Source organism: Streptomyces sp. P3 (assembly GCF_003032475.1).
GTDB lineage: Bacteria > Actinomycetota > Actinomycetes > Streptomycetales > Streptomycetaceae > Streptomyces.
Window position 1 is genome coordinate 5308226 of the sequence record NZ_CP028369.1, and the last position, 23881, is coordinate 5332106.

The following is a 23881-nucleotide window of genomic DNA, read 5'->3' on the forward strand; positions in this document are numbered from 1 at the left end:
GCCGCCGGCGGTCCGGCGCCGCGCACACTCACACCTCGGGGTACCGGCGAGGGGTCCAGACGATCTGCTCGCCGTCACCCCGCCGCACGGCCCGGGTCTGCGAGGAGCCCACCAGCAGGATCGTCCGCATGTCGACCACGGCGGGGTCCAGGTCGGCCAGCCGGACGATCCGCACCCGCTCACCGGGGCCGCCGACGTCCCGCGCGACCACGACCGGGGTGTCCGGCGCCCGGTGCTCCAGCAGCAGCTCGCGCGCCTTGCCCACCTGCCAGGTGCGGCTGTGCGAGCCCGGGTTGTACAGGGCCAGCACCAGGTCCGCCGAGGCCGCCGCGCGCAGCCGCTCGGCGATCACCTCCCACGGCTTGAGCCGGTCGGAGAGGGAGATCGTGGCGTAGTCGTGGCCGAGCGGGGCGCCCGCTCGGGCGGCGGCCGCGTTGGCGGCGGTCACCCCCGGCAGCACCCGTACCGGAACATCCGCGTACTCGGGCTGCGAGGCGGCCTCCAGGACGGCGGTCGCCATCGCGAACACCCCCGGGTCGCCGCCGGAGACGACGGCCACCCGCCGCCCGCGCTCCGCCAGCTGCAGCGCGAACTCCGCGCGCTCGGACTCCACCCGGTTGTCGCTGCCGTGCCGCAGCTGTCCGGGCCGCACGGGCACCCGGTCGAGGTACGTGGTGTAGCCCACCAGATCGTCGGCGGCGGCCAGCGCGGCCCGGGTCTCGGGCGTCAGCCACAACGGGCCGGCCGGGCCGGTGCCGACCACCACGACGTCGCCACGGGGCCGCACGGGACGCTCGGCGTCGACCCGGCTGGGCAGCACGGCCACCGAGAAGTACGGCACCGACTCCGGGTCCACGTCCGCCAGTTCGCCGGTCCGCTCCCCGCTCATCGTGGCCCGCTCCACGTACCGCGCCTCGTCCAGCCGCCCCGCGGCCTCCAGCGCGCGCCGCACCTTGGGGAAGGTGCGGCCCAGCTTCATCACGACCGCCACGTCGGTGGCGCCGAGCCGCGCCGTCAGCTCCTCCTCGGGCAGTGTGCCCGGCAGCACCGTCAGCACCTCCTCGCCCTCGGCGAGCGGGGCGCCCAGCCGGGCGGCGGCGGCGGACACCGACGTGACACCGGGGACGACCTCGGTCTCGTAGCGGTCGGCGAGCCGCTTGTGCATGTGCATGTAGGAGCCGTAGAACAGCGGATCACCCTCGGCGAGCACCGCGACCGTGCGCCCCGCGTCGAGATGCGCGGCGAGCCGGGCGGCCGCCTCGGCGTAGAACTCGTCCATGGCGCCCTGATAGCCGCCCGGGTGGTCGGTGGTCTCCGTGGTGACCGGGTAGACCAGCCGCTCCTCGACATGGTCGGCGCGCAGGTGCTTCGCCGCGATCGAGCGGGCGATGGACCGGCCGTGCCGGGCGCTGTGATAGGCGATCACGTCCGCCTCGCCGATCACCTCGACGGCTCGTACGGTCATCAGGGACGGGTCGCCGGGGCCGAGCCCGACGCCGTACAGCTTGCCGCTCATTCTTCCTCGCTCGCGATCGCGTTGAGCGCGGCGGCCGCGATGGCGCTGCCGCCACGGCGTCCGCGCACCACCAGGTACTCCAGGCCGAGCGTGTTCGCCGCCAGCGCGTCCTTGGACTCGGCCGCGCCGATGAACCCGACCGGCGCGCCGATCACGGCGGCGGGCCGGGCCGCGCCCTCCTCGATCATCTCCAGCAGCCGGAAGAGGGCGGTGGGCGCGTTGCCGACGGCGACCACCGAGCCCTCGAGCCGGTCCCGCCACAGCTCCAGCGCGGCGGCGGTGCGCGTGGTGCCCAGCCGCGCCGCCAGTTCCGGCACGCCCGGGTCGGACAACGTGCACAGCACGTCGTTGGCGGCGGGCAGCCGACGCCGGGTCACCCCGCTGGCCACCATCTGCACGTCGGTGAGGATCGGCGCGCCGGTCCGCAGGGCCTCGCGGGCGCGGGCCACGACGGACGGCGTGTACGCCAGGTCCCGTACGAGGTCGACCATCCCGCAGGCGTGGATCATCCGGACCGCGACCTGGCCGACGTCGGCGGGCAGCCCTTCGAGGTCGGACTCCGCGCGGATGGTGGCGAAGGACCGGCGGTATATGGCCGCACCGTCCTTCTCGTAGTCGTAGCTGCTCACGGTGTTCGTCTCGCTGCTCTCGATGGTGGTACGGCTCATGAGGTGATCGCCGCCAGGGCGGCGGCGAGGTCGTCGGGGTCGGACATCGGTACGGTGCGCGTCGGACGGCCCGACCGCACGGCGGCCAGCCGGTAGCCGCCGTCCGCGGAGGCGACCACGTCGATCCGGTCGCCGTGCGGGTGCCCGCAGCGCCGTTCGCAGCCGGACCAGTAAAGCGGGAGGGGGCAGGCGTCGGCCGCGTCGACAGTGTCGGCCGCGTCGGCCCGGACGTCGGCGTGGGATTTGCCACACCCGGGCCGTCCGACACAGGCGCCGACGCGCGGCCAGGGCGAGGCCGGATCGGTGACGAGACCGGCGGCGGCGAGCCGTACGAGCGACTCGTCGCGCTGCCCCGGGGCCAGGTCCGGAACGGGGACGACAACTCCGCGCCACGGGGTCAGCCGCAGCTCGGTCCGGGCCACCCGTGTCAACTCCCGCCACTGGAGGGCGGAGAGCCGTCCCAGCGGCACGTGCGCGGACAGGGCGTCGCCGACGACGCCGGGCGCGGGCCCCTGGGCGACCGGGACGGCGGCGACCTCCGTCCGGGGCGCACCCGCGATGCCTTCGGCGGTCAGGCGGTGGCGAACCCGCTCGGCCAATACGCTCTCGGGCAGGGGGAGTTCGGCCACCCGCCAGACTCCGCCGCCGGACTCCCGTACGGCTTCCAGGAACGTCTCGGCCGCCAGCAGCGCGGCCCGCGGCGCGTCCCGCGCGGACACCCGCACCGCACCCGGATCGAGCATCGCGCCGCCGTCGCCGGTCGCCCGCAGCGTCACGTCGGCGCCGAGCCCGGCGACGTCCCCCCGCCCGTCGTCCAGGGCGAACAGGAACCGGCCCGACAACTCCCGTGCCGGCCCGCTCGCGCACACCGCCGCGTCGAGGTCCGACAGCCAGGGCCGTACGTCGCGCAGGCCCCGTCCGTCGAGGCCGGACAGCGGCGAGGCGACGACGTTGCGCACCCGCTCGTGCCCGGCGGAGGGCAGCAGCCCGGCCGCTGCCAGCAGGGCGGCGAGCTCCGTCCCGCAGCCGTCCGCGAGACCCCGCAACTGCACGTTGCCGCGCGAGGTCAGATGAAGTTCCCCGTCGCCCAGCCGGCCTGCCGCCTCGCCGAGTGCCTCGGCCTGACGGACGCTCAGCACCCCGCCGGGCACCCGGATCCGGGCCAGCGCCCCGTCGTCCGCCGCATGCAGCCGCAACGCCCCGGGACAGGCGTCACCGCGGTCCCGTGAGACCGCTGTGGCCTGGGATGTTGGACGGACGTCAGCCGAGGACATGGCGGCGAGCATACCCACGTCCACCTGGGAGGTATGCCTGTGCCCTCTTCCCCCGCCCCTTACTATGCTCTGCGGTGGATCATCCGGTCCGCCATCGCCACGACGGCGACAGGGGAGGAAGCCCGGTGCGAATCCGGCGCGGTCCCGCCACTGTGAACCCGGCCCTCCCAGGCCGGGCGAGCCAGGAACTCCCGCCGTCCGACACCGCCCGGGGCGCGGACACCCCGAGGAAGGCCGACGCCCCATGATCCTGCTGCTGTCGACGTCCGACACCGACCTGCTGAGCGCGCGCGCCGCCGCCGGCCCGGTCCCGTACCGGTTCGCCAACCCGTCCCGGCTCGTCCTCGACGACCTCCCCGCGCTGCTCGACGGCGCCGACCTCGTCGTCGTGCGCCTCCTCGGCGGGGTGCGCGCCTGGCAGGACGGCCTCGACCTGCTGCTCGCCGACGGCCGCCCGGTCGTCGTCCTGACCGGTGAACAGGCCCCCGACGCCCAGCTGATGGCCGCCTCCACGGTTCCCGTCGGCATCGCCGCCGAAGCCCACGCCTATCTCGCCCACGGCGGCCCCGCCAACCTGGAGCAGCTCGCCCGGTTCCTCTCCGACACGGTCCTGCTCACCGGCCACGGCTTCGACTCCCCGGCGTCCGCCCCCACCTGGGGTCCGCTGGAGCGGCCCGCGCGGGCCGGCGCCCCCGGGGTCCCGACGATCGCCGTGCTGTACTACCGGGCCCATCACATGAGCGGCAACACCGCCTTCGTGCACGCCCTGTGTGACGCGGTCGAGGCGTCCGGCGCCCGGGCGCTCCCGCTGTACGTCGCCTCCCTGCGCGCACCCGAGCCGGAGCTGATCGAGGAACTGCGGGCCGCGGACGCGATCGTCACCACGGTGCTCGCCGCGGGCGGCACCCGCCCCGCCGAGGCGTCGGCGGGCGGCGACGACGAGTCCTGGGACGCGGGGGCGCTGACCTCCCTGGACGTCCCGATCCTCCAGGCGCTGTGCCTGACCTCCTCGCGGACCGACTGGGAGACGAGCGACGAGGGCGTCTCCCCGCTGGACGCGGCCGGCCAGATCGCCGTCCCGGAGTTCGACGGCCGGCTGATCACCGTCCCGTTCTCCTTCAAGGAGATCGACGCCGACGGACTGCCCGCCTACGTCGCCGACCCCGAACGGGCGGCCCGCGTCGCCGGCATCGCCGTCCGCCATGCCCGGCTGCGCCACATCCCGCCCGCCGACAAGCGTCTCGCGCTGGTGCTCTCCGCCTACCCCACCAAGCACTCCCGCATCGGCAACGCGGTCGGCCTGGACACCCCCGCCAGCGCGGTCGCCCTGCTGCGCCGGCTGCGCGAGGAGGGTTACGACTTCGGTACGGACGCCGAGGTGCCGGGGCTGGCCTCCGGCGACGGCGACGAGCTGATCCGCGCGCTCATCGAGGCGGGCGGCCACGACCAGGACTGGCTCACCGAGGAGCAGCTGGCGCGCAACCCGGTACGGATCCCGGCGGCCGACTACCGCCGGTGGTTCGCCGCCCTGCCCGAGGAGCTGCGCTCGGCCGTCGAGGAGCACTGGGGCCCGCCGCCCGGCGAGATGTTCGTCGACCGCAGCCGCGACCCGGAGGGCGACATCGTCCTCGCGGCCCTGCGCTTCGGCAACCTGCTCGTCCTCATCCAGCCGCCGCGCGGCTTCGGCGAGAACCCGATCGCCATCTACCACGACCCCGACCTGCCGCCCTCGCACCACTACCTGGCCGCCTACCGCTGGATCGCCGCGCGGACCGAGGACGGCGGCTTCGGCGCCGACGCGATGATCCACCTCGGCAAGCACGGCAACCTGGAGTGGCTGCCCGGCAAGAACGCCGGTCTGTCCGCCGCCTGCGGCCCGGACGCGGCCCTCGGCGACCTCCCCCTGGTCTACCCCTTCCTGGTCAACGACCCGGGCGAGGGCACCCAGGCCAAGCGCCGCGCGCACGCCACCCTCGTCGACCACCTCGTCCCGCCGATGGCCCGCGCCGACTCCTACGGCGACATCGCGCGGCTGGAGCAACTCCTCGACGAGTACGCCCAGATCGCGTCCATGGACCCGGCGAAGCTGCCGGCGATCCGCGCTCAGATCTGGACCCTCATCCAGGCCGCCAAGCTCGACCACGACCTCGGTCTCGCCGACCGCCCGGACGACGACGGCTTCGACGACTTCCTGCTGCACGTCGACGGCTGGCTCTGCGAGGTCAAGGACGCCCAGATCCGCGACGGCCTGCACGTCCTCGGCAACCCGCCGGCCGGCGCTGACCGCGTCAACCTCGTTCTCGCGATCCTGCGTGCCCGCCAGATCTGGGGCGGTGCCACCGCGCTGCCCGGCCTGCGCGAGGCGCTCGGCCTCGACGAGTCCGCCGCGACCCGTACGACGGCCGACGAGGCGGAGGCCCGGGCCCGGGCCCTCGTCCGGGCGATGGAGGACGCGGGCTGGGATCCGGCCGCCGTCCCGGCCGAGCACGGCGAACAGGTCGCCGCCGTCCTGGAGTTCGCCGCCCGCGAGGTCGTCCCGCGGCTGGCGGGCACCACCGCCGAACTCGACCACGCCGTGCACGCGCTGGCCGGCGGATTCGTGCCTGCGGGCCCCTCCGGCTCGCCGCTGCGTGGTCTGGTCAACGTCCTGCCGACCGGCCGCAACTTCTACTCCGTCGACCCCAAGGCCGTCCCCTCCCGGCTCGCCTGGGAGACCGGTCAGGCCCTCGCCGACTCGCTCCTGGAGCGCTACCGCACCGACAACGGCGAATGGCCGACGTCCGTCGGGCTGTCCCTGTGGGGCACGAGCGCCATGCGCACCGCCGGCGACGACGTGGCCGAGGCCCTCGCCCTGCTCGGCGTCCGCCCCGTCTGGGACGACGCCTCGCGCCGGGTGACCGGCGTGGAGCCCGTCCCGCAGGAGGAGCTGGGCCGCCCGCGCATCGACGTGACCCTGCGTATCTCGGGCTTCTTCCGGGACGCCTTCCCGCACACGATCGGGCTGCTGGACGACGCCGTCCGCCTCGCGGCCTCGCTCGACGAGCCGGCCGACGTCAACCACGTGCGCGCGCACGTCCGGGCCGACCTGGCGGCGCACGGCGACGAACGCCGGGCCACCACCCGCATCTTCGGCTCCCGCCCGGGGACGTACGGCGCCGGCCTGCTCCAGCTCATCGACTCCCGCGACTGGCGCACCGACGCCGACCTCGCCGAGGTCTACACGGTGTGGGGCGGCTATGCCTACGGCCGCGAACTGGACGGCCGTCCGGCCCGCGACGAGATGGAGACGGCCTACCGGCGGATCGCGGTGGCCGCGAAGAACACCGACACCCGCGAACACGACATCGCCGACTCCGACGACTACTTCCAGTACCACGGCGGCATGGTCGCCACCGTCCGCGCCCTGCGCGGCACCGCCCCCGAGGCGTACATCGGCGACTCCACCCGCCCCGAGACGGTCCGCACCCGCACGCTGGTCGAGGAGACCTCCCGCGTCTTCCGCGCCCGGGTCGTCAACCCGAAGTGGATCGAGGCGATGCGTCGCCACGGCTACAAGGGCGCCTTCGAACTCGCCGCGACGGTGGACTACCTGTTCGGCTACGACGCCACCACCGGCGTGGTCGCCGACTGGATGTACGACAAGCTCACCGAGACCTACGTCCTGGATCCGACGAACCGCGAGTTCCTCCAACAGGCCAACCCGTGGGCGCTGCACGGCATCGCCGAGCGACTGCTGGAGGCGCAGTCGCGCGGGATGTGGGCCGAGCCCGACCCGGCGGTGCTGGAGCGGCTGCGCGAGGTGTACCTGGAGACGGAGGGCGACCTCGAGGGCGAGGACTGACCGGCCGCCCGGCCGCCCGGCCGCGTCCTCCGCCGCGACGCGTGGCGCGGGCGACCGGCCCGGTTCCGCCGCGCGGCCGGACCGGGCCGGGCTGGTCAGTACCTCGGCGCCCGGCGGACGGTCAGGACGGCGACGTCGTCGTGACGGCCGCCGTCCCCGGCGAAGTCCCGCGCGTCCTCGTGCAGGGCCCCGGGCAGTTCGGTGGGAGAGCGGTCGAGGTGCTTCATCAGCCGCTCGTCGAGCGGATAGAAGGTGCCGTCGGCGGCACGGGTCTCGGTGAGTCCGTCGGTGGTCAGCACCAGCGTGGCGCCGGCGGGGAACGCGAACCAGTCCACGGTCGTGGGCGCGACCGCCAGTTCGGCGAGCCCGAGCGGGACGCCCGGGTCCACCGCGGCCGTGGTGACGGCGCCCTCGTGCACCAGCCGCGGGGGAATGTGGCCGCAGTTGACGATCTGCGCCTCGTCGTCCGCGTCGACACCGACGACGAGGGCGGTCACGAACCGTTCGTCGTCGCCGGTCTGTTCGGCGTAGGAGTTGTGCCGGACGACCGCGGCGTCCAGGGCGTCGACGAGCGCGGTGAGCGTGGGCTCCCGGTAGGCCGCCTCCCGGAAGGCGCCGATCACCGCGAACGCGGCGCCCACCGCGGTCAGGCCCTTGCCCTGCACGTCTCCGATGAGCACGCGGGTGCCCCACGGCGAGTCGACCACGTCGTAGATGTCGCCGCCGACGAGCCGGTCCTCCTGCACGGGCTCGTAGACACCGTTGACGAGGACGTCGTCGGTGACCAGGGGCAGAGGATGCAGGATGTGCCGCTGCATCGCGGCTGCGGTCGAGCGCAGCCGCAGCATCTCCTGTTCACGCGCGATGCGGCGGTGGCAGGCGTACACGGAGACGACGCCGAGGACCAGGGTGAGCAGCACCAGAAGACTGCGGTCCAGCCACCTGGCCCCGTCGCCGGCCCGCAGGAACAGGGTGAGGGAGACGAACAGGGTGGTCCACGCGGCGACGAACCTGGTCTGCTGCACGGTGCACAGCGCCGACGCCGTTCCCGGCAGGAACACCAGGAGTCCGAGCAGCCACACCTCGGACCCGGACAGCACGCCGAGCACCTCGACCAGCACCGTCACCGTGAGCACGCCGACGACCGTCTCGGCGTTGCCCGGGGGCTCGATGGCGTCGACGGCGTCGAGGGCGCCGGCAGGTCTCTTCCGACGTATACCGATCATGGGGGCTCCCGGGCGCGTGGCGATCCTCTCCACCTTAGACAGGCCTTCGGTCGGCGCGGCGGGTCGAGCCCACGGGGGCGAGCCGACGGGACGTGGCACGGGGCCGGGGGAGGACGCCGGCGCCGCCCCCGGCGCTCAGCCGGAGATCCGCAGCAGCAGCCTGCAGGTTCACGCGTAGCCGCCCATCGGCTCGTGGGCGCCGGCCGCGTCCGCCAGGGGGGAACTCCGCGGTGACCGGAACCCGCACCGGACCCTCGGCCCCGGTGTGCAGGGCGCGCTCGGTGAGCGAGCGGAGCTCCTCGGGCGCCGACCGGGCCGGGCTCAGTGGGCGGAACCGGCGGCGGAGCGGCCCCCTCGTACAACTCGGGCTGCCCCACCTGGCACGGCGGCGCCCCGCTCGCGTTGCCGAAGGACACCGGACGTCCGAAGACGGCCGGCGCGTCGAGGCCGCGGGGTGGTGACATCCGGCAGTTGGGCGCGGCGGGCCCGTCGACCGCGCCGAGCGCCCCGTGACGCGCCGGCCCCGTGCGGGCCGCGCCCTCGCCGACCGAATCGCCCGCGTCGGCCGGCGTCCCGCGCGCTAGGGTCGCGGCCAGGGGCGCCCGCCGATGGCCTCGATGCCGTTGTTGAAGCGCCGCAGGTATCCCGCGAAGGCGGCGACGTCGTCGTCGGACCAGTCGTGCATCACCTGGTCCAGGATCTCGACGATCCCCTCCCGCTCCGCGTCCAGCAGGCGCAGTCCCTCCTCGGTGAGCCGGAACTTGCGGGCCATCCCGCCCTCCGGGTCGGGGATGCGCTCGATCAGCCCCGCGCGCATCGCCGCCGCCGTCTGTCGGTTGAGGGTGGAGACGTCCAGGCCGAAGGCGTCGCTGAGTTCCCCGATCGACATGGGCCCCTGCACCCGGATCCGGCTCAGCAGGATGTAGGCGCTGCGCTCCAGGACGCTGTTCTTGCGGCGGCCGCCCCGCTGGTTCAGGAACGTGTGACGGCTCAGCAGCATCTGCTCGTACTCGACCTCGTGGGCGGGCGTCTCCATGGGTCCATCCTGACATGCCGGTATGCATGGGCCACATCATGTGCGTGATACACAAGGCGTGTACGATGCACATTCTCACGCACCACTTCCCGAGGAGTCCCTATGGGCGCCCCCGCCCCCGCCCCCCGGCCCGCGGCCGGTCCCGGCGCCGTGATCGCCACGCTGGCCTTCGCCGGCACCACGGCGGCGATCATGCAGACGCTGGTCACGCCGCTGATCGCCGAACTGCCCCAGATCCTGGACACCTCGTCCTCGAACGCGGCCTGGGTGATCACGGTCACGCTGCTGGTGGCGGCCGTGTGCGTGCCCGTCGTCGGCCGCCTCGGCGACCTCGTGGGCAAGCGCCGGATGCTGTTGGCCTGCTCGGTGCCGCTCGTCGTCGGCTCGGTGGTCTGCGCGTTCGCCTCCGACGTGGTGACGATGATCGTGGGGCGCGGACTCCAGGGCATGGGTATGGGCATGGTGCCTCTGGGCATCGCGCTGCTGCGGGACGTCGTGCCCGCCGAGAAGCTCAGCGGCTCCATCGCGCTGGTCAGCGCCTCCATGGGCATCGGCGGCGCGATCGGCCTGCCGCTGGCCGCGGCGGTCGCCCAGTACGCGAACTGGCGGGTGCTGTTCTGGGGCTCCGCCGCGCTGGCCGCCGTCGTCGCCGCCTTGATCTACACGCTCGTCCCGGACGTCCCGGCAGGCGCCAAGGGCCAGCGCTTCGACCTGCCCGGCGCGATCGGCCTCGGTATCGGCCTGGTCTGCCTGTTGCTCGGCGTCTCCAAGGGCGCCGACTGGGGCTGGACCTCGGGCACCACGCTCGGCATGTTCGCCGCCGCCCTCGTGGCACTGGCCGGCTGGGGCCTGTGGGAGGTGCGCACCACCGACCCGCTGATCGACCTGCGCACCACGGCCCGCCCCCGGGTGCTGCTGACCAACCTCGCCTCCGTCTTCATCGGCTTCGGCATGTACGCGAGCATGCTGGTGATGCCGCAACTGCTCCAGTTCCCGGAGGCCACCGGTTACGGACTCGGCCAGTCGATGCTCGCGGCAGGTCTGTGGATGGCGCCCGGCGGCCTGACGATGATGCTGGTCTCGCCGCTCGGCGGGAAGCTGACCAACGCCCGCGGCCCCAAGTTCACGCTGGTCTGCGGAGCCCTGGTGCTGGCGGCCGGCTACTTCGTCTCGCTGGCGCTGACGGGGTCCGCCTGGGGAGTCATGCTGGTCACCCTCGTCACCAGCGGTGGCGTGGGCCTCGCGTACGGGGCGATGCCCGCCCTGATCATGAGCTCGGTCCCGCTGACCGAGACCGCTGCCGCCAACGGCTTCAACACCCTGATGCGCTCGCTCGGCACCTCGATCGGTTCCGCCGTCATCGGGGTGATCCTCTCCCAGATGACCACGACCATGGGTGGTCACACCTTCGCCTCCGAGGACGGATTCCGCACCGCGCTCCTCGTCGGCGGCGGCCTCGCGCTGGTCTCCGCGGCCATCGCGGCCGCCATCCCCGCCGCGCGTGCCGCGGCCGCGGGCGCAGACGTCACCGGCCCGGTGGCCGAGGCCGAGCAGGCCAGGGTCTGAGCGGACCGGGAACACAGGCCGGGGGCGAACGCGTCGGTCGCCCCCCGTTCCGGGCGAGTGCCCACGCCGGTTCCGCTGGGCATCAGGGTGCGATTGCCCACGCCGGTTCTCCTGGGCATCCCCGTGCGAGTGCCCACGCCGGTTGCCCTGGGCGTTGCCGTGCGTGTTCCGCCTCGGGCGCGCGCCCTCGCCGACGCGCCTTACGGCCGGGTCAGCCATCGCATCGTCATGGCGAGGTGCAGCCGCAGCCGGCCCTGCGGGGTGCGCACCGGCCAGCCCAGGAGGTGTTCGGCGTGGGCCAGCCGGTCCTGGAGAGTGGAGTGGTGCACGTTGGCCTCGGCGGCCGCCGCCCGCAGGCTCGCCGTCGAGGTGACCGCGTACAGCGTGGTCAGCAGCCAGGGCGCGTCCGCGGCGGCGGTGTCCAACGCCCGGACGTCCGGCGGCGGTTCGGAGCCCGGAGCGATGATCTCGGCCAGCAGCGCGATCCCGCCGAGCTCATCGGCAGACACCACCCGGGGCCCGGGATCGAGCGCTCCTCCTTCCGCGGTGAACCGCAGCGCGGTCCGGGCGGCGTCCCACGACCCGGGCAGCTCCAGCACGGGCACGGCCGGGCCGACCCCGGTGCGGACGGCGGGCGGCTCGGCGGCGACGGGTGCGGCGGGCGCGGGGACGACGCCGGGCCGGCCCGCCGGGGTGGCGAGGGCGCGGGCCGGTGCGCGGAGGTCGAGGCCGAGGCGGCGGGCGGCGTGCAGCCTGGCCGGTTCGGCGGCGGTGGCGTCCAGGAGCGTCTCGACGAGGGCGGGATCGTCCAGCGGGGCCCGGCCGCGGGTGCGGTCCAGGACGAGCCGGGCCGCTCCGGCGGCGCGCTCCAGGATCACCGCGTCGACCACGCTCGGCGTCGCGTCGGCGCGTTCCAGCCAGAGGGCGGGCGCCCCGTCCGGGGTCAGCGCGGCGGACGGCCACGCGGGGTCCGGCGGCAGGCCGCAGTCCCGCCGGACGCCGTCGGGCTCGACCCGGATCCGCACCCGCCGGTCGGCGTCGACGAGCCGCGCGGGCACCCCGGCGAGCACCGCCGCCCCGCGCACCAGAGCCTCGACCCCGGCGCGGCCCTCCGTCAGCCGGTCGAAGTAGGCGATGACGCGCAGGGCGGCGCCGGCGTCCGGATCCAGTGCCGTCAGACGCCCCGCCAGCTCTTTCATACGCTCATCATGCGGTACGTCCCCCTCGGTGAGGAGAGCTGGGGCCCCGCCCCGACTACTCGGCGAGCAGCCTGCGCAGCCAGTCCAGATGGGCGGCCCGGGCCGACTTCGACAGTGTGGCCTGCGGCGCGAAACCGTCGAAGCCGTGGAAGCCGCCCGGCCACACGTGCAGTTCGGCGATCCCGCCGGCCTGCCAGATCCGGGAGGCGTAGCCGACGACCTCGTCCCGGAAGGTCTCGGCGGAGCCCACGTCGAGGAAGGCGGGCGGCAGCCCGGACAGGTCCTCGGCGCGGGCGGGCGCCGCGTACGGCGACACGTCCGGGCCGCCGCGCGCCGCCCCGAGCAGCGCCGTCCAGCCGGTGTCGTTGGCGGTCCGGTCCCACACACCGAGGCCCGCCATCTGGTGGGAGGAGACGGTGTCGTTGCGATCGTCCAGCATCGGGCACATCAGCAGCTGGCCGATCGGCCGCGGGCCGCCGCGGTCGCGCAGCAGCAGGGCGAGCGCGGCGGTCAGCCCACCGCCCGCGCTGGTGCCGGCGATCACGATGCGGTCCGGGTCCGCGCCCAGCTCCTTGGCGTGCTCCGCCGTCCACAGCAGCCCGGCGTACACGTCCTCGACGGGCGCCGGGTGCGGGTGCTCGGGCGCGAGGCGGTACTCCACCGACACCACGACCAGGTCCAGCGCCCGCGCCCAGTCCAGTGCCACGTCCACGCCGGCCCGGTTGTTGCCGAGGACCATGCCGCCGCCGTGCACGTGGTAGACGACGGGGCGCGGGCGGTCGGGGGCCGGTGCGACGGGGCGGCAGATCAGCAGGGAGATCTCCGGGACGCCCTTCGGCCCCGGCACGGTGCGGTCCTCGACCTCGAAGGCGCCGCCCGCCGTCAGGTCCAGCTGGGACAGCAGTGCCAGGGCCGGGCCCTGGCGGACGGCCTCGATGTCCTCCATGGCCATGCCCGGCTGGATCATGTCCTTGATCAGTTCCAGTGCGGCGGCGAGTTCCGGGTCGAACGGCGGTGGGACGGATGTCATGGCGTCTCCTCGACGGGGTGGCTCCTGCGGCCATGGTCCGCGCCCGCGCACCCGGCGGAGCGCCGCCGTTCGGCGGAACCTGCCCGCCGTTCGGCGGGTGGCATCCCCGGACGCGTCCGCGCCTCGCCTGGACGTGACCTTTTGTTCATCTGCGAAGGGTGGACAAGCGGTGGATCACGCGACAACGATTTTCACCCCCCACACCGGCACCAGGAGTATGACCCGTGAACGTCTCCCTCTCCGTCTGGCTGATGACCGTCGCGGCGCTGTGCGCGCTCGTCGCCGTCGACTTCTTCATAGGCCGCAAGCCGCACGACGTCTCGCTCAAGGAGGCCGGGACCTGGACGATCGTCTGGGTCGTGCTGGCCTGCCTGTTCGGTCTCGGCGTCTTCGTCTTCGGCGGCGGCAGGCCCACGGGCGAGTTCTTCGCCGGGTACATCACCGAGAAGTCGCTGAGTGTGGACAACCTCTTCGTGTTCGTCCTGATCATGGGCAAGTTCGCGGTGCCCTCGCAGTACCAGCAGCGGGTCCTCATGGTGGGCGTGCTGGTGGCCCTCGTGCTGCGCGCCCTGTTCATCGCGGCCGGCGCGGCGATCATCTCGACGTTCTCCTGGGTCTTCTACCTGTTCGGCGCCTTCCTGATCTGGACGGCGTGGAAGCTGGTCCAGGACGCCAGGAAGGGCGCGCACGAGGAGGAGTTCGAGGAGAGCAAGCTGCTCAAGGCCGTGGAGAAGCGTTTCGGCGTGGCGGACCGCTACCACGGCACCAAGCTGTGGATCGAGCAGAACGGCCGGCGGGTCATGACCCCGATGCTGGTCGTGATGCTGGCGATCGGCTCCACGGACGTGCTCTTCGCCCTCGACTCGATCCCGGCGATCTACGGGCTGACCGAGGACCCGTACATCGTCTTCACCGCCAACGCCTTCGCGCTGATGGGTCTCCGCCAGCTGTACTTCCTCATCGGCGGCCTGCTGAGGAAGCTGGTCCACCTCAGCTACGGCCTGTCGATCATCCTCGGCTTCATCGGCGTCAAGCTGCTGCTGCACGCGCTGCACGAGTCCGGGGTGCACGTGCCCGAGATCGGCATTCCGTTCTCGCTCGGCTTCATCGTGCTCGTCCTCGCCGTGACGACCTTCACCAGCCTGCGGGCGGCCGGGCGGCAGGAGGAGGCCGCGCCGGACACGTCAGCCGTGTGACGGCTCCGCGGCGCGGCCCCCTCGGGACGGTCTCCTCCGGCAGGGGCGCCGCGATCACGTGACCGGGCGCCCGGTCACGGCAGGGGCGCCCGCGCCTAGGGCGCGGGCGCCGCGGCGGCCCGCATCAGCACGCAGTCGAACTCGATCACCCGCCCGGTCGTCGCCTCGCGCGTCACCGGGTACATGCCGGTGATGCCGAACCCGGCCGCCTCGTAGCGTGCGACGGCCTCGCCCATCCCGGGACTGCCCTCGTAGAGCTTCAGCACGGCCACCTCGGACTGCATGCCGACGAACTCCGCGATCCGCTCCCCGGCCCCGCCGAACACCTCGAGGTCATAGCCCTGGGTGTCCATCTTCAGGTAGGGGCGCGGGTCGGTCAGGCCGGCCAGTGCCTCGTCCATGACCTCGTCCAGCCGGCGGACGCGGATCTCCTCCGTGTCGTCCTTCGCGAAACGGCTGTAACGGCCCTTGCCGTACTCGCTGGCCGCCAGCAGGGAGTTCATCGTCTTCCAGCCGGTGTGGATCCGCGCGGTCGTCTCCTCGCGGCCCAGCCCGCACCGGTGCACCTGCCACTGCGGGTCGTCCTCGGCCGCCTTCGCCAGCCGGGCGAACGTCGCCGACGTGGGCTCGAACGACACGATCCGCCCCGTGTACCCGGCCCTGCGCAGGCCCTTGGCGTACTGGCCGGTGTTGGCGCCGACGTCGAACACGCAGTTCACGCCGTAGAGCTCGAGCATCGCGGCGACATGCTGCGTGCAGAGGTACGCGGCGGCCGCCAGCTGCGTTCCGCGCTCGTCCCGGCGGGCCGAGGGGTCCATGAGTAGCACGGCGCCGGTGTCGCCCAGCCGTACGGCCTCGTCCTCGGCGGCCTCGGAGCGGGCCGCGTCGCCCGTCGGCCGCAGGACCCAGGTGTCCTTGCCGGCGCCGGTCACCCGGTAGGGGCCGCCGCGTCGGGAGACCACCGCCTTCCCCGGCCCGAGGTCGGTCACCTGGACGCCGATGCGCGGCATCAGATCGAGCAGTCGTCGATAAAGGGTGCTCATCTCCCCAGCCCTATCAGACGGGACGGCCCGCGGTCTGCGGCTTGACCGACATTCGCCGCTCCTCTCACCTCACCCGCGAGCGCGCGCACGCCGGAGGGGCCCGGAATCGCTTTCCGGGCCCCTCGGGTGTGCTGCTGCCTCGCCGGCCGTTCCCGCCCCGGCGTGCCACCGGACGACGGGCGGTGTCGGGCGGCCGTCGGCCGGCGCGGCGCCGATCGGGTGTCAGGCCGCGGCGGCCTCGCCGGCGTGGCTGTGCAGACGGGCGACGACCTCGGTCAGCTGGGCGGCGACCTCGGCGTCGTCGACCGGGTGGGTCTCGGCGAAGCGGGTCAGCGAGCCCGGGATGGAGAGCTTGAGGTCCTCGATGACCTTGCCGCCGGCGATGCCCACGGCCTTGCGGGCCTCGTCCTGCGCCCAGACGCCGCCGAACTGGCCGAACGCGGTGCCGACCACGGCGGCCGGCTTGCCGCCGAACGCGCCGGCGCCGTAGGGGCGCGACAGCCAGTCGATGGCGTTCTTCAGGACGGCCGGGATCGTGCCGTTGTACTCGGGGGAGAAGAGCAGGAAGGCGTCGGCGGCCAGGGCGGCCTCGCGCAGCCGGGCGGCGGCGGCCGGGACGCTGCCCTCGACGTCGAGGTCCTCGTTGTAGAACGGGATCTCGGCCAGGCCCTCGAAGAGGTCGACCTCGGCGCCCTCGGGAGCGACCTTGACGGCCGCCTCGGCGAGCTGGCGGTTGGTCGAGCCGGCGCGAAGGCTGCCGACGAGCGCGAGGATGCGGACAGACATGGGTACTCCCAGAGGCTGAGACACTGCGGCAATAATCCGGACCGGGGTCCGTTTAATGTTCTAGCACCCTAACCGGACCGCGGTCCAGTTTCATTCCCGATGCTTTACGCTGACGTCATGTCCGCCGTGCTGCCCCCGTGTCCCGAGCCCGAGGAGAGCGCTGCCGAGCCGGAACTGCTGCAACTCGGTCCGGCGGGTGACGAGCCGTGTCTGCGCGCCGACGCGGCCCGCAACCGGGCCAGGCTGCTGGACGCCGCCGCCCGCCTGATCGCCGAGCACGGCGCGGCCGGGGTCACGATGGAGGCGGTGGCGAGCGCGGCGAACGTCGGCAAGGGGACCGTCTTCCGTCGCTTCGGTGACCGCACGGGCCTGCTGAACGCCCTGCTGGACCACTCGGAGAGGCAGTTCCAGGCGGCCTTCCTGAGCGGCCCCGCGCCGTTGGGACCGGGTGCGCCGCCGGTGGAGCGGCTGCGGGCGTTCGGCCTCGCGTCCCTCGCACGCTCCGTCGACCAGCTGGATCTGCAGCTCGCGGCCGAGCCGGGGCCGGACCGCCGCCACTCGGTCCCGGTGCGCCGGGTTCATCACCGCCACCTGGCGATGCTGCTGAAGCAGGCACTGCCCGACGCGGACGGCGAACTCCTCGCGCACACGCTGATGGGGTATCTCAACCCCGTCCTCGTGCACCACCTCACCCGGCAGTGCGGCCTGCCGCCGGAGCGTCTGGAGGCGGGCTGGAGCGACCTGGTCGACCGGGTCACGGGCGAGCAGCGCCGAACGGGCGCCGGGTGACGCGCTGCGACGCGCCCGCTCAGGTCCGGCTGGGGCAGGGGCCGACCCAGGGCTGCGGCATGTCGGCGGACTGCGCCCCGGCCGACCGGCCGCGCGGGAACCCCCGTACCTCGTAGCCGCGGGGGACCCGCCCGGAACGTGCTCTCCGACGGACCGTCGGACTCGGCCTCCCCCGCCCGGGACCCGGCTCACGGCTTCTGCCAAGATGCGGTACGTCATGGTGCAGATACCGAACACGCCCGCGCCGACGATGCCGCCGGCGCCGCGCCCCGTGCCCACCAGCGCCGACGTGGCCCGTCTGGCCGGAGTCTCGCGCGCCACCGTCTCCTACGTCCTGAACAACACCAGCGCCGTACGCATCAGCGAGCCCACCCGCCGCCGGGTCCGCGAGGCCGCGAAGGAGCTCGGGTACGTGCCGCACGCGGCCGCCCGCACCCTGCGCGCCGGACACAGCAGGATGGTCCTGATGCCCACCCTGCCGGTGCCGGCGGGGCCGCTCTACAGCCGTTTCGTGCACGACTTCCAGGGCGCCATGAGCCGCCTCGACTACACGGTCGTCCAGTACGGCGCGAGCGGGGTGAGCGGTGACGAGGACGCCCGCGCGTGGGCCGAGCTGCGGCCCGTCGCCGTGCTGGTGCCCGGCACCGGCATCGGGCCCGAGGGGGTGGCGATCCTCAAGCGGTCCGGCGCCCGGGCCGTGGTGACCGTCGGTCCCGAGGCCGTCGAGGGCGCCCACGTGATGCTCCTGGACCAGGCCGACGTCGGCCGGGGCGCCGCCGGGCACCTCCACGCCCGGGGGCGCCGCGCCATCGGGGTGGTGGTCCCCGAGGAGCCCGGCATGGAGCTGTTCTCCGCGCCCCGACTCGCCGGCGCCCGTGAGGCCCTGCGGGGCACCGGCGCGACCGTCACCGAGCTGCCGCTCGCCTACACGGAGGAGGCCGCGGGCGCCCTCGCCGCGCGCTGGCGGGACCTCGGCCTGGACGCCGTGTTCGGCTACAACGACGAGTACGCCATGCTGCTGTCGCGCGCCCTGCGGGACGCGGGCCTGCGCGTTCCCGAGGACGTGGCCGTCATCGGAGCCGACGACCTGCTGCTCGGCCGGCTGCTGCGGCCGCGGCTCAGCACCGTGCGGATCACGCTGCCCTCCGGCCGCGACCTCGCCTCCCTGGTGGACCGGGCGGTCCGCAACCCCGCGGCCGCTCCCGAGTCGCACGAGCTGTTCTCGGTCGCCGTGGTGCACCGCGACTCCAGCTGAACTACCGTCCAGGGGGAGGCATGCCATGCGTACCACGGTCGGCATCATCGGCGGCGGCCCGGCGGGACTGCTGCTCGCCCGCCTGCTGCACCGCGCGGGAATCGCCTGTGTCGTGCTGGAGAGCAGGACGCGCGCCTACGCGGAGGGGCGCCAGCGCGCCGGGATGCTGGAGCAGGGCACGGTCGACGCGCTGCGCGCGGCCGGCGCCGCCGACCGGCTCGACGTCGAGGGCCTGGTGCACCACGGCATCGAGCTGCGCTTCGACCGCGAACGACATCACGTCGACTTCCCCGCCCTCACCGGCGGCCGCACGGTCACGATCTACGCCCAGACGGAGATCGTGAAGGATCTCATCGCCCTCCAACTGGCCGACGGGCCGCCCCTGTTGTTCGAGGCGGAGGCGCTCGCCGTGGAGCAGCCGCAGAGCGCGACGCCCGTCGTGCGGTTCCGGCACGAGGGCCGGGAACGGGCCCTGCGCTGCGCGTGGGTGGCGGGCTGCGACGGCTCGCACGGCGTCGCCCGGAGCGCCTTCCCGGCGGCCGCCGGCCGCACCTACGCCCACGACTACCCCTACTCCTGGCTCGGCGTCACCGCCGAAGTGCCGCCCTCCTGCGACGAGTTGATCTACGCACGCCACGCACGCGGCTTCGCCCTGCACAGCATGCGCTCACCGCACGTCTCCCGGCTCTACCTCCAGGTCCCCCGCGGCACGAACCTGCGGGACTGGCCCGACGCACGGATCTGGGACGAACTCACCGCGCGCTTCGCCGTCGACGCCGACTGGACCCTGCGCCGCGGCCCGGTCACCGCCCGGTCCGTGACCGAGATGCGCAGTCTCGTCCACGAACCCATGCGGCACGGCCGGCTGGTGCTGGCGGGGGACGCCGCCCACATCGTCCCGCCGACCGGCGCCAAGGGACTCAACCTCGCGGTCTCCGACGTCCGGCTTCTGGCCAGGGCCTTCACCGAACTGCACGCCCACGGGTCGACGCGACTCCTGGACGGGTACTCGGAGCAGTGCCTGCGACGTGTGTGGCAGGCCACCCGATTCTCCTACGACATGACTAGGATGTTGCACGCTCAACCAGATGGGGATGCGTTCGACCACCGGATGCAGCTCGCCCGGCTGCGCCGGATCACCGCATCCCGCCACGCGGCCGCCGAACTGGCGGCGAACTACACGGGACTTCCCCTCTCCCCGTGAGAGCGGCGAAGCCCGCGGGTCACCGATCGGAGAGCCCCCATGCCGTTGCTCGACCCCACCAACTGGCAGCCCCGCACCCTGTCGGGACCGCGGTACACCGTCACCGAGCCCGCCACCGGCGAGCAGCTGGGCACGGTCGTCCTGGCGGCCGGCGCGGACGTCGCGCCGGCCGCCGAGGCGGCCCGTGCCGCGCAGACCGAATGGGCCCGCGTCCCGCACTTCGTCCGCGCCGGAGTGCTGCGCCGGGCCGGCGACCTGTTCGCCGCGCACGCCGCGGAGCTGCGCGAGTGGATCGTCCGCGAGTCGGGCTCCATCGCGGGCAAGGCCGACTTCGAGCTGCACGTCGCGGCCCAGGAGTGCTACGAGGCCGCCGCCCTCGCCTCCCGCCCGGCCGGCCAGGTTCTGCCCAGCGAGGCGCCCCGGCTCTCGTACACCCGGCGGGTCCCGGTCGGCGTCGTGGGGGTGATCTCCCCCTTCAACGCCCCGCTCATCCTGTCGATCCGCTCCGTCGCACCCGCCCTCGCGCTCGGCAACGCCGTCGTCCTCAAGCCGGACCCGCGCACCGCCGTCTGCGGCGGACTGTCGCTGGCCGCGGTGTTCGCGCAGGCGGGACTGCCCGAGGACCTGCTGCACGTCCTGCCCGGCGGCGCCGAGACCGGCGAGGCCCTGGTCGCCGACCCGCGCGTGCCGGTCATCTCGTTCACCGGCTCCACCGCGGCCGGCCGGTCCGTCGGCGAGGCGGCCGGACGCCACCTCAAGCGCGCGCACCTCGAACTCGGCGGCAACTCCGCCCTGATCGTGCTGGAGGACGCCGACCTCGACGCGGTGATCTCCACGGCCGCCTGGGGCTCGTTCTTCCACCAGGGCCAGATCTGCATGACCACCGGCCGCCACCTGGTGCACGCCTCCCTCTACGAGGAGTACGTGGAACGGCTCGCGGCGAAGGCCGACGCGCTCGCCGTCGGCGACCCGCACCGCGCGCAGGTGCACCTCGGCCCGCTCATCGACGACGGCCAGCTCGCCAAGGTGCACGGCCTGGTGGAGGCCAGCACGGCGGCCGGGGCGAAGCTCGCCGCGGGCGGCACGCACCAGGACCGCTTCTACCGTCCGACGGTCCTCGCGGGCGTCGACGACGACACCCCGGCCTACGCCGAGGAGGTCTTCGGCCCGGTGGCCCCGGTGCGCCCCTTCAGCACGCCCGACGAGGCGGCGGCGCTGGCCGCGCGCAGCTCCTACGGGCTCTCGCTCGGCATCGTCACCCGCGACGCCGCCCGCGGCCTCGACCTGGCCGAGCGCGTCCCGACCGGCATCGTGCACATCAACGACCAGACCGTGAACGACGAGGCCGTGGCGCCCTTCGGCGGCGTGGCCGCCTCGGGCACCGGCGCCCGGTTCGGCGGCGAGGCCAACCTGGAGGCCTTCATCGACGTGCGGTGGACGACGGTGCGGGCCGACGTGGCGCCGTACCCGTTCTAGGGCAGCCGCAGGGTCTCCCCGGGGCTACTCGCCCCGGGCCGCCGGGGAGTCGCCGGCCCCGCTCTTGGCCTGCTCCTCCTCGATGGACCTGCGCACCTCGTCCATGTCCAGCCCGCGCGCCTGTCCGATGACGTCCGTCAGGGCGGCCTCGGGCAGCGCGCCGGGCTGGGCGAACACGGCGACCCGGTCGCGCACGATCATCAGCGTCGGGATCGACTGGATGCCGAAGGCCTGGGCCAGTTCGGGCTGGGCCTCGGTGTCCACCTTGCCGAACACCAGGTCGGGGTTCTCCTCGGCCGCCTTGTCGTAGACCGGGGCGAACTGACGGCACGGCCCGCACCAGGACGCCCAGAAGTCGATCAGGACGAAGTCGTTGTCGGTGACCGTCTGGTCGAAGTTCTCCTTGGTGAGCTCCACGGTGCTGCTCATGACCTGATTCCTTCTTCCCGGAGTTCCCGTCGGGTGCCTCCCGACACGAGGTGAAGCCGCCCGTCACAACGCGGGCGGCCGGACGCGTATTCCGCGCCCCTACCCCTGTGGCCACCCCGCACACCACCCACCAGACTGACCCCATGACGGAAACGGAAACCAACACGTACGACGTCGTGGTGCTCGGGGCCGGGCCCGTGGGGGAGAACGTCGCCGACCGCACCCGCGCGGCCGGCCTCACCACCGCGGTCGTGGAGAGCGAACTCGTCGGCGGCGAGTGCTCGTACTGGGCCTGCATGCCCAGCAAGGCCCTGCTGCGCCCGGTCATCGCCCGCGCCGACGCCCGCAGGCTGCCCGGCCTGCGCCAGGCCGTGCAGGGCCCCCTGGACGCCGAAGCGGTCCTCGCCCGCCGCAACTGGTACACCGGCGACTGGACGGACGACGGTCAGGCCGACTGGCTCAAGAGCATCGGCGCGGACCTGCACCGCGGCCACGGCAGACTGACCGGCCCGCGCACGGTGACGGTGGGGGACACCGTGCTCACGGCCCGCCACGCGGTCGTCGTCGCCACCGGCACCCGCGCCGCCCTGCCGGCCCTGCCCGGTCTCGCCGAGATCCGGCCCTGGACGAGCCGGGAGGCCACCAGCGCCCAGGCCGCGCCCGGCCGGCTCGTCGTGGTCGGCGGGGGAGTCGTCGCCACCGAGATGGCCACCGCCTGGCAGGCCCTCGGCTCGCAGGTCACCCTCCTGGTGCGGGGCAGGGGCCTGCTCGACCGCATGGAGCCGTTCGCCGGCGAACTCGTCGCCGAGGCGCTGACCGCGGCCGGCGCGGACGTGCGCACCGGCACCTCGGTGGCTTCGGTGACCCGCACGGAGGGCGTGGTCGTGGTCGTCACCGACACGGGGGAGCGCATCGAGGCCGACGAGATCCTCTTCGCCGTCGGCCGCGCCCCGCGCACCGAGGACATCGGTCTCGAGACGGTCGGCCTGGAACCTGGCTCCTGGCTCGGCGTCGACGACAGCCTGCGGGTCACCGGCACCGACTGGCTCTACGGCGTGGGCGACGTCAACCACCGTGCCCTCCTCACCCACCAGGGCAAGTACCAGGCCCGTATCGCGGGCGCGGCCATCGCCGCCCGCGCCGCCGGAACGCCCCTGCCGCAGAACGAACCGTGGGGCGCCCACAGCGCCACCGCCGACCACGAGTGCGTCCCGCAGGTCGTGTTCACCGACCCCGAGGCGGCCTCCGTCGGCCTCTCGCTCGCGGAGGCCGAACGGGCCGGACACCGGGTGCGGGCCGTCGACGTCGACATGTCGTCGGTGGCGGGAGCCGGCCTGTACGCCGAGGGCTACAAGGGCCGCGCCCGGATGGTCGTCGACCTCGAGCGGGAGATCCTGCGCGGGGTCACCTTCGTCGGCCCCGGCGTCGGCGAGCTGATCCACTCCGCGACCGTCGCCGTCGTCGGACAGGTGCCGATCGCCCGCCTGTGGCACGCCGTCCCGTCCTACCCGACGATCAGCGAGGTGTGGCTGCGCCTGCTGGAGGCGTTCCGGGACAACTGACCTACGGCAGTTCGAAGTCCAGCGCCCGCGCCGCCTCGGCCGGGGTCGGCTGCGCCCACCGCTGAAGGACGTTGCGGTCCGCGGCCAGCGAGCGCGGTTCGGCCCGGTCGAGGTAGAGCATGCCGTCGAGGTGGTCCGTCTCGTGCTGGACGATCCGGGCCGGCCAGCCGCCGAACACCTCGTCCAGCGGCCTGCCGTGCTCGTCCTCACCGGTCAGCCGGACCTCGGCGTGCCGGGCCACCACCGCCTGGTAGCCCGGCACGCTCAGACAGCCCTCGAAGAACGCGGCCCGGGCCGAACCCACCGGTTCGTAGGACGGGTTGACCAGCACCCGGAACGGCTGGGGCGCCCTGCCGCGGGCCTGCCGCACCTCCTCCGGCACCGTCGCCGGATCCTCGACGACCGCGATCCGCAGCTCCACGCCGACCTGCGGCGCGGCGAGACCCACGCCGGGCGCCGCGTGCATCGTGCGGCGCAGCGCCTCGACGAAGCGGGCCAGCAGCGCCGGGTCGAGCTGACCCTCGTAACGCGACGTGCCCGCCCGCAGAACGGGATCTCCGGCCAGGACGAGGGGCAACGGGCCGCCGGGCGCGAGGAGTTCCTCGATCCGTTCGGCAAGGGGGGCGAGGGGACGGGGAGATGCCATCGCGCCAGCATGCCACGACCGCCCCCGGCGTGACGCAGGTCACTCGAAGTGGCGGGAACTCGCAGGCGCCGCCCCACGACTACCGGAGCGCACGGCCGAGCACAGCCTTCCTCCCGGTCTGCTTCCCGCCCCGACGTCC

Annotated in this window: 19 protein-coding genes and 1 riboswitch; of the genes, 8 read left to right on the top strand and 11 right to left on the bottom strand. The window is 74.1% G+C overall.

Annotated elements, in window-relative coordinates:
* Positions 1-28: 28 nt before the first annotated feature.
* The 3 genes from C6376_RS23945 to cobG are packed head-to-tail and all read right to left on the bottom strand — an operon-like array spanning position 29 to position 3458.
* Positions 29-1516: a precorrin-2 C(20)-methyltransferase gene (locus tag C6376_RS23945; RefSeq protein ID WP_107445314.1), complete on the bottom strand. Its 1488-nt coding sequence runs from the start codon at positions 1514-1516 to the stop codon at positions 29-31.
* Complete coding sequence (locus tag C6376_RS23950) at positions 1513-2184, bottom strand: precorrin-8X methylmutase (RefSeq protein WP_173985715.1); 672 nt, start codon at positions 2182-2184, stop codon at positions 1513-1515. The genes C6376_RS23945 and C6376_RS23950 overlap by 4 nt, the downstream gene beginning before the upstream one ends.
* Positions 2181-3458: a precorrin-3B synthase gene (cobG, locus tag C6376_RS23955; protein ID WP_254076024.1), complete on the bottom strand. Its 1278-nt coding sequence runs from the start codon at positions 3456-3458 to the stop codon at positions 2181-2183. The genes C6376_RS23950 and cobG overlap by 4 nt, the downstream gene beginning before the upstream one ends.
* A gap of 114 nt (positions 3459-3572) precedes the next feature.
* A riboswitch (cobalamin riboswitch) is annotated at positions 3573-3649 on the top strand.
* A 53-nt stretch (positions 3650-3702) separates the two neighbouring features.
* Between cobG and cobN the strand changes: the two genes are divergently transcribed.
* Positions 3703-7299, top strand: a complete 3597-nt coding sequence (gene cobN / locus C6376_RS23960) for a cobaltochelatase subunit CobN (RefSeq protein WP_107445316.1) — start codon at positions 3703-3705, stop codon at positions 7297-7299.
* A gap of 95 nt (positions 7300-7394) precedes the next feature.
* Here the strand turns inward: cobN and C6376_RS23965 are convergent, their stop codons facing one another.
* On the bottom strand, positions 7395-8525 hold the full coding sequence (locus tag C6376_RS23965) for a PP2C family protein-serine/threonine phosphatase (protein ID WP_107445317.1): 1131 nt from the start codon (positions 8523-8525) through the stop codon (positions 7395-7397).
* A gap of 580 nt (positions 8526-9105) precedes the next feature.
* Entirely contained in the window at positions 9106-9561 is a 456-nt protein-coding gene (locus C6376_RS23970; RefSeq protein ID WP_107445318.1) for a MarR family winged helix-turn-helix transcriptional regulator, read from the bottom strand.
* A gap of 102 nt (positions 9562-9663) precedes the next feature.
* Here C6376_RS23970 and C6376_RS23975 point away from each other — a divergent pair, with 102 nt between their 5' ends.
* Positions 9664-11127, top strand: a complete 1464-nt coding sequence (locus C6376_RS23975) for an MFS transporter (protein ID WP_107445319.1) — start codon at positions 9664-9666, stop codon at positions 11125-11127.
* Between the two features lie 200 nt (positions 11128-11327).
* Here the strand turns inward: C6376_RS23975 and C6376_RS23980 are convergent, their stop codons facing one another.
* Entirely contained in the window at positions 11328-12326 is a 999-nt protein-coding gene (locus C6376_RS23980; protein ID WP_107445320.1) for a helix-turn-helix domain-containing protein, read from the bottom strand.
* Positions 12327-12381: 55 nt separating this feature from the next.
* The gene (locus C6376_RS23985; RefSeq protein WP_107445321.1) at positions 12382-13356 is read right to left on the bottom strand and encodes an alpha/beta hydrolase; all 975 of its coding nucleotides are present in this window, start codon (positions 13354-13356) and stop codon (positions 12382-12384) included.
* A gap of 224 nt (positions 13357-13580) precedes the next feature.
* Here C6376_RS23985 and C6376_RS23990 point away from each other — a divergent pair, with 224 nt between their 5' ends.
* Positions 13581-14552, top strand: a complete 972-nt coding sequence (locus C6376_RS23990; protein WP_107445322.1) for a TerC family protein — start codon at positions 13581-13583, stop codon at positions 14550-14552.
* A gap of 95 nt (positions 14553-14647) precedes the next feature.
* Here the strand turns inward: C6376_RS23990 and C6376_RS23995 are convergent, their stop codons facing one another.
* Together C6376_RS23995 and C6376_RS24000 are read right to left on the bottom strand one after the other, a co-directional pair.
* A complete protein-coding gene (locus C6376_RS23995) occupies positions 14648-15595 on the bottom strand; it encodes an FkbM family methyltransferase (protein WP_107445323.1) in 948 nt (315 codons plus the stop codon).
* A 222-nt stretch (positions 15596-15817) separates the two neighbouring features.
* Positions 15818-16381 (bottom strand): NAD(P)H-dependent oxidoreductase, encoded by a 564-nt coding sequence (locus C6376_RS24000; protein WP_107445324.1) that lies wholly within the window; start codon positions 16379-16381, stop codon positions 15818-15820.
* A 99-nt stretch (positions 16382-16480) separates the two neighbouring features.
* Between C6376_RS24000 and C6376_RS24005 the strand changes: the two genes are divergently transcribed.
* The 4 genes from C6376_RS24005 to C6376_RS24020 all read left to right on the top strand — a co-directional run bounded on the left by C6376_RS24005 (position 16481) and on the right by C6376_RS24020 (position 21105).
* Positions 16481-17170: a TetR/AcrR family transcriptional regulator gene (locus C6376_RS24005; protein WP_107445325.1), complete on the top strand. Its 690-nt coding sequence runs from the start codon at positions 16481-16483 to the stop codon at positions 17168-17170.
* A 205-nt stretch (positions 17171-17375) separates the two neighbouring features.
* Complete coding sequence (locus C6376_RS24010) at positions 17376-18425, top strand: LacI family DNA-binding transcriptional regulator (protein WP_107445326.1); 1050 nt, start codon at positions 17376-17378, stop codon at positions 18423-18425.
* A gap of 25 nt (positions 18426-18450) precedes the next feature.
* Positions 18451-19629: a 4-hydroxybenzoate 3-monooxygenase gene (locus tag C6376_RS24015; protein ID WP_107445327.1), complete on the top strand. Its 1179-nt coding sequence runs from the start codon at positions 18451-18453 to the stop codon at positions 19627-19629.
* A gap of 39 nt (positions 19630-19668) precedes the next feature.
* Positions 19669-21105 (top strand): aldehyde dehydrogenase family protein, encoded by a 1437-nt coding sequence (locus tag C6376_RS24020; protein WP_107445328.1) that lies wholly within the window; start codon positions 19669-19671, stop codon positions 21103-21105.
* A 24-nt stretch (positions 21106-21129) separates the two neighbouring features.
* Here the strand turns inward: C6376_RS24020 and trxA are convergent, their stop codons facing one another.
* The gene (gene trxA / locus C6376_RS24025; protein ID WP_107445329.1) at positions 21130-21534 is read right to left on the bottom strand and encodes a thioredoxin; all 405 of its coding nucleotides are present in this window, start codon (positions 21532-21534) and stop codon (positions 21130-21132) included.
* Positions 21535-21677: 143 nt separating this feature from the next.
* Here trxA and C6376_RS24030 point away from each other — a divergent pair, with 143 nt between their 5' ends.
* On the top strand, positions 21678-23096 hold the full coding sequence (locus C6376_RS24030) for an NAD(P)/FAD-dependent oxidoreductase (RefSeq protein ID WP_107445330.1): 1419 nt from the start codon (positions 21678-21680) through the stop codon (positions 23094-23096).
* 1 nt (position 23097) lies between these two features.
* Here C6376_RS24030 and C6376_RS24035 read toward each other — a convergent pair whose 3' ends face one another.
* Entirely contained in the window at positions 23098-23742 is a 645-nt protein-coding gene (locus tag C6376_RS24035; RefSeq protein WP_107445331.1) for a peptide deformylase, read from the bottom strand.
* Positions 23743-23881 lie beyond the last annotated feature (139 nt).

Coding starts and splice junctions, on each gene's coding strand:
- C6376_RS23945 (WP_107445314.1), bottom strand. CDS start 1,516: ATGAGCGGCAAGCTGTACGGCGTCGGGCTCGGCCCCGGCGACCCGTCC.
- C6376_RS23950 (WP_173985715.1), bottom strand. CDS start 2,184: ATGAGCCGTACCACCATCGAGAGCAGCGAGACGAACACCGTGAGCAGC.
- cobG (WP_254076024.1), bottom strand. CDS start 3,458: ATGTCCTCGGCTGACGTCCGTCCAACATCCCAGGCCACAGCGGTCTCA.
- cobN (WP_107445316.1), top strand. CDS start 3,703: ATGATCCTGCTGCTGTCGACGTCCGACACCGACCTGCTGAGCGCGCGC.
- C6376_RS23965 (WP_107445317.1), bottom strand. CDS start 8,525: ATGATCGGTATACGTCGGAAGAGACCTGCCGGCGCCCTCGACGCCGTC.
- C6376_RS23970 (WP_107445318.1), bottom strand. CDS start 9,561: ATGGAGACGCCCGCCCACGAGGTCGAGTACGAGCAGATGCTGCTGAGC.
- C6376_RS23975 (WP_107445319.1), top strand. CDS start 9,664: ATGGGCGCCCCCGCCCCCGCCCCCCGGCCCGCGGCCGGTCCCGGCGCC.
- C6376_RS23980 (WP_107445320.1), bottom strand. CDS start 12,326: ATGAAAGAGCTGGCGGGGCGTCTGACGGCACTGGATCCGGACGCCGGC.
- C6376_RS23985 (WP_107445321.1), bottom strand. CDS start 13,356: ATGACATCCGTCCCACCGCCGTTCGACCCGGAACTCGCCGCCGCACTG.
- C6376_RS23995 (WP_107445323.1), bottom strand. CDS start 15,595: ATGAGCACCCTTTATCGACGACTGCTCGATCTGATGCCGCGCATCGGC.
- C6376_RS24000 (WP_107445324.1), bottom strand. CDS start 16,381: ATGTCTGTCCGCATCCTCGCGCTCGTCGGCAGCCTTCGCGCCGGCTCG.
- C6376_RS24005 (WP_107445325.1), top strand. CDS start 16,481: ATGCTTTACGCTGACGTCATGTCCGCCGTGCTGCCCCCGTGTCCCGAG.
- C6376_RS24010 (WP_107445326.1), top strand. CDS start 17,376: ATGCGGTACGTCATGGTGCAGATACCGAACACGCCCGCGCCGACGATG.
- C6376_RS24015 (WP_107445327.1), top strand. CDS start 18,451: ATGCGTACCACGGTCGGCATCATCGGCGGCGGCCCGGCGGGACTGCTG.
- C6376_RS24020 (WP_107445328.1), top strand. CDS start 19,669: ATGCCGTTGCTCGACCCCACCAACTGGCAGCCCCGCACCCTGTCGGGA.
- trxA (WP_107445329.1), bottom strand. CDS start 21,534: ATGAGCAGCACCGTGGAGCTCACCAAGGAGAACTTCGACCAGACGGTC.
- C6376_RS24030 (WP_107445330.1), top strand. CDS start 21,678: ATGACGGAAACGGAAACCAACACGTACGACGTCGTGGTGCTCGGGGCC.
- C6376_RS24035 (WP_107445331.1), bottom strand. CDS start 23,742: ATGGCATCTCCCCGTCCCCTCGCCCCCCTTGCCGAACGGATCGAGGAA.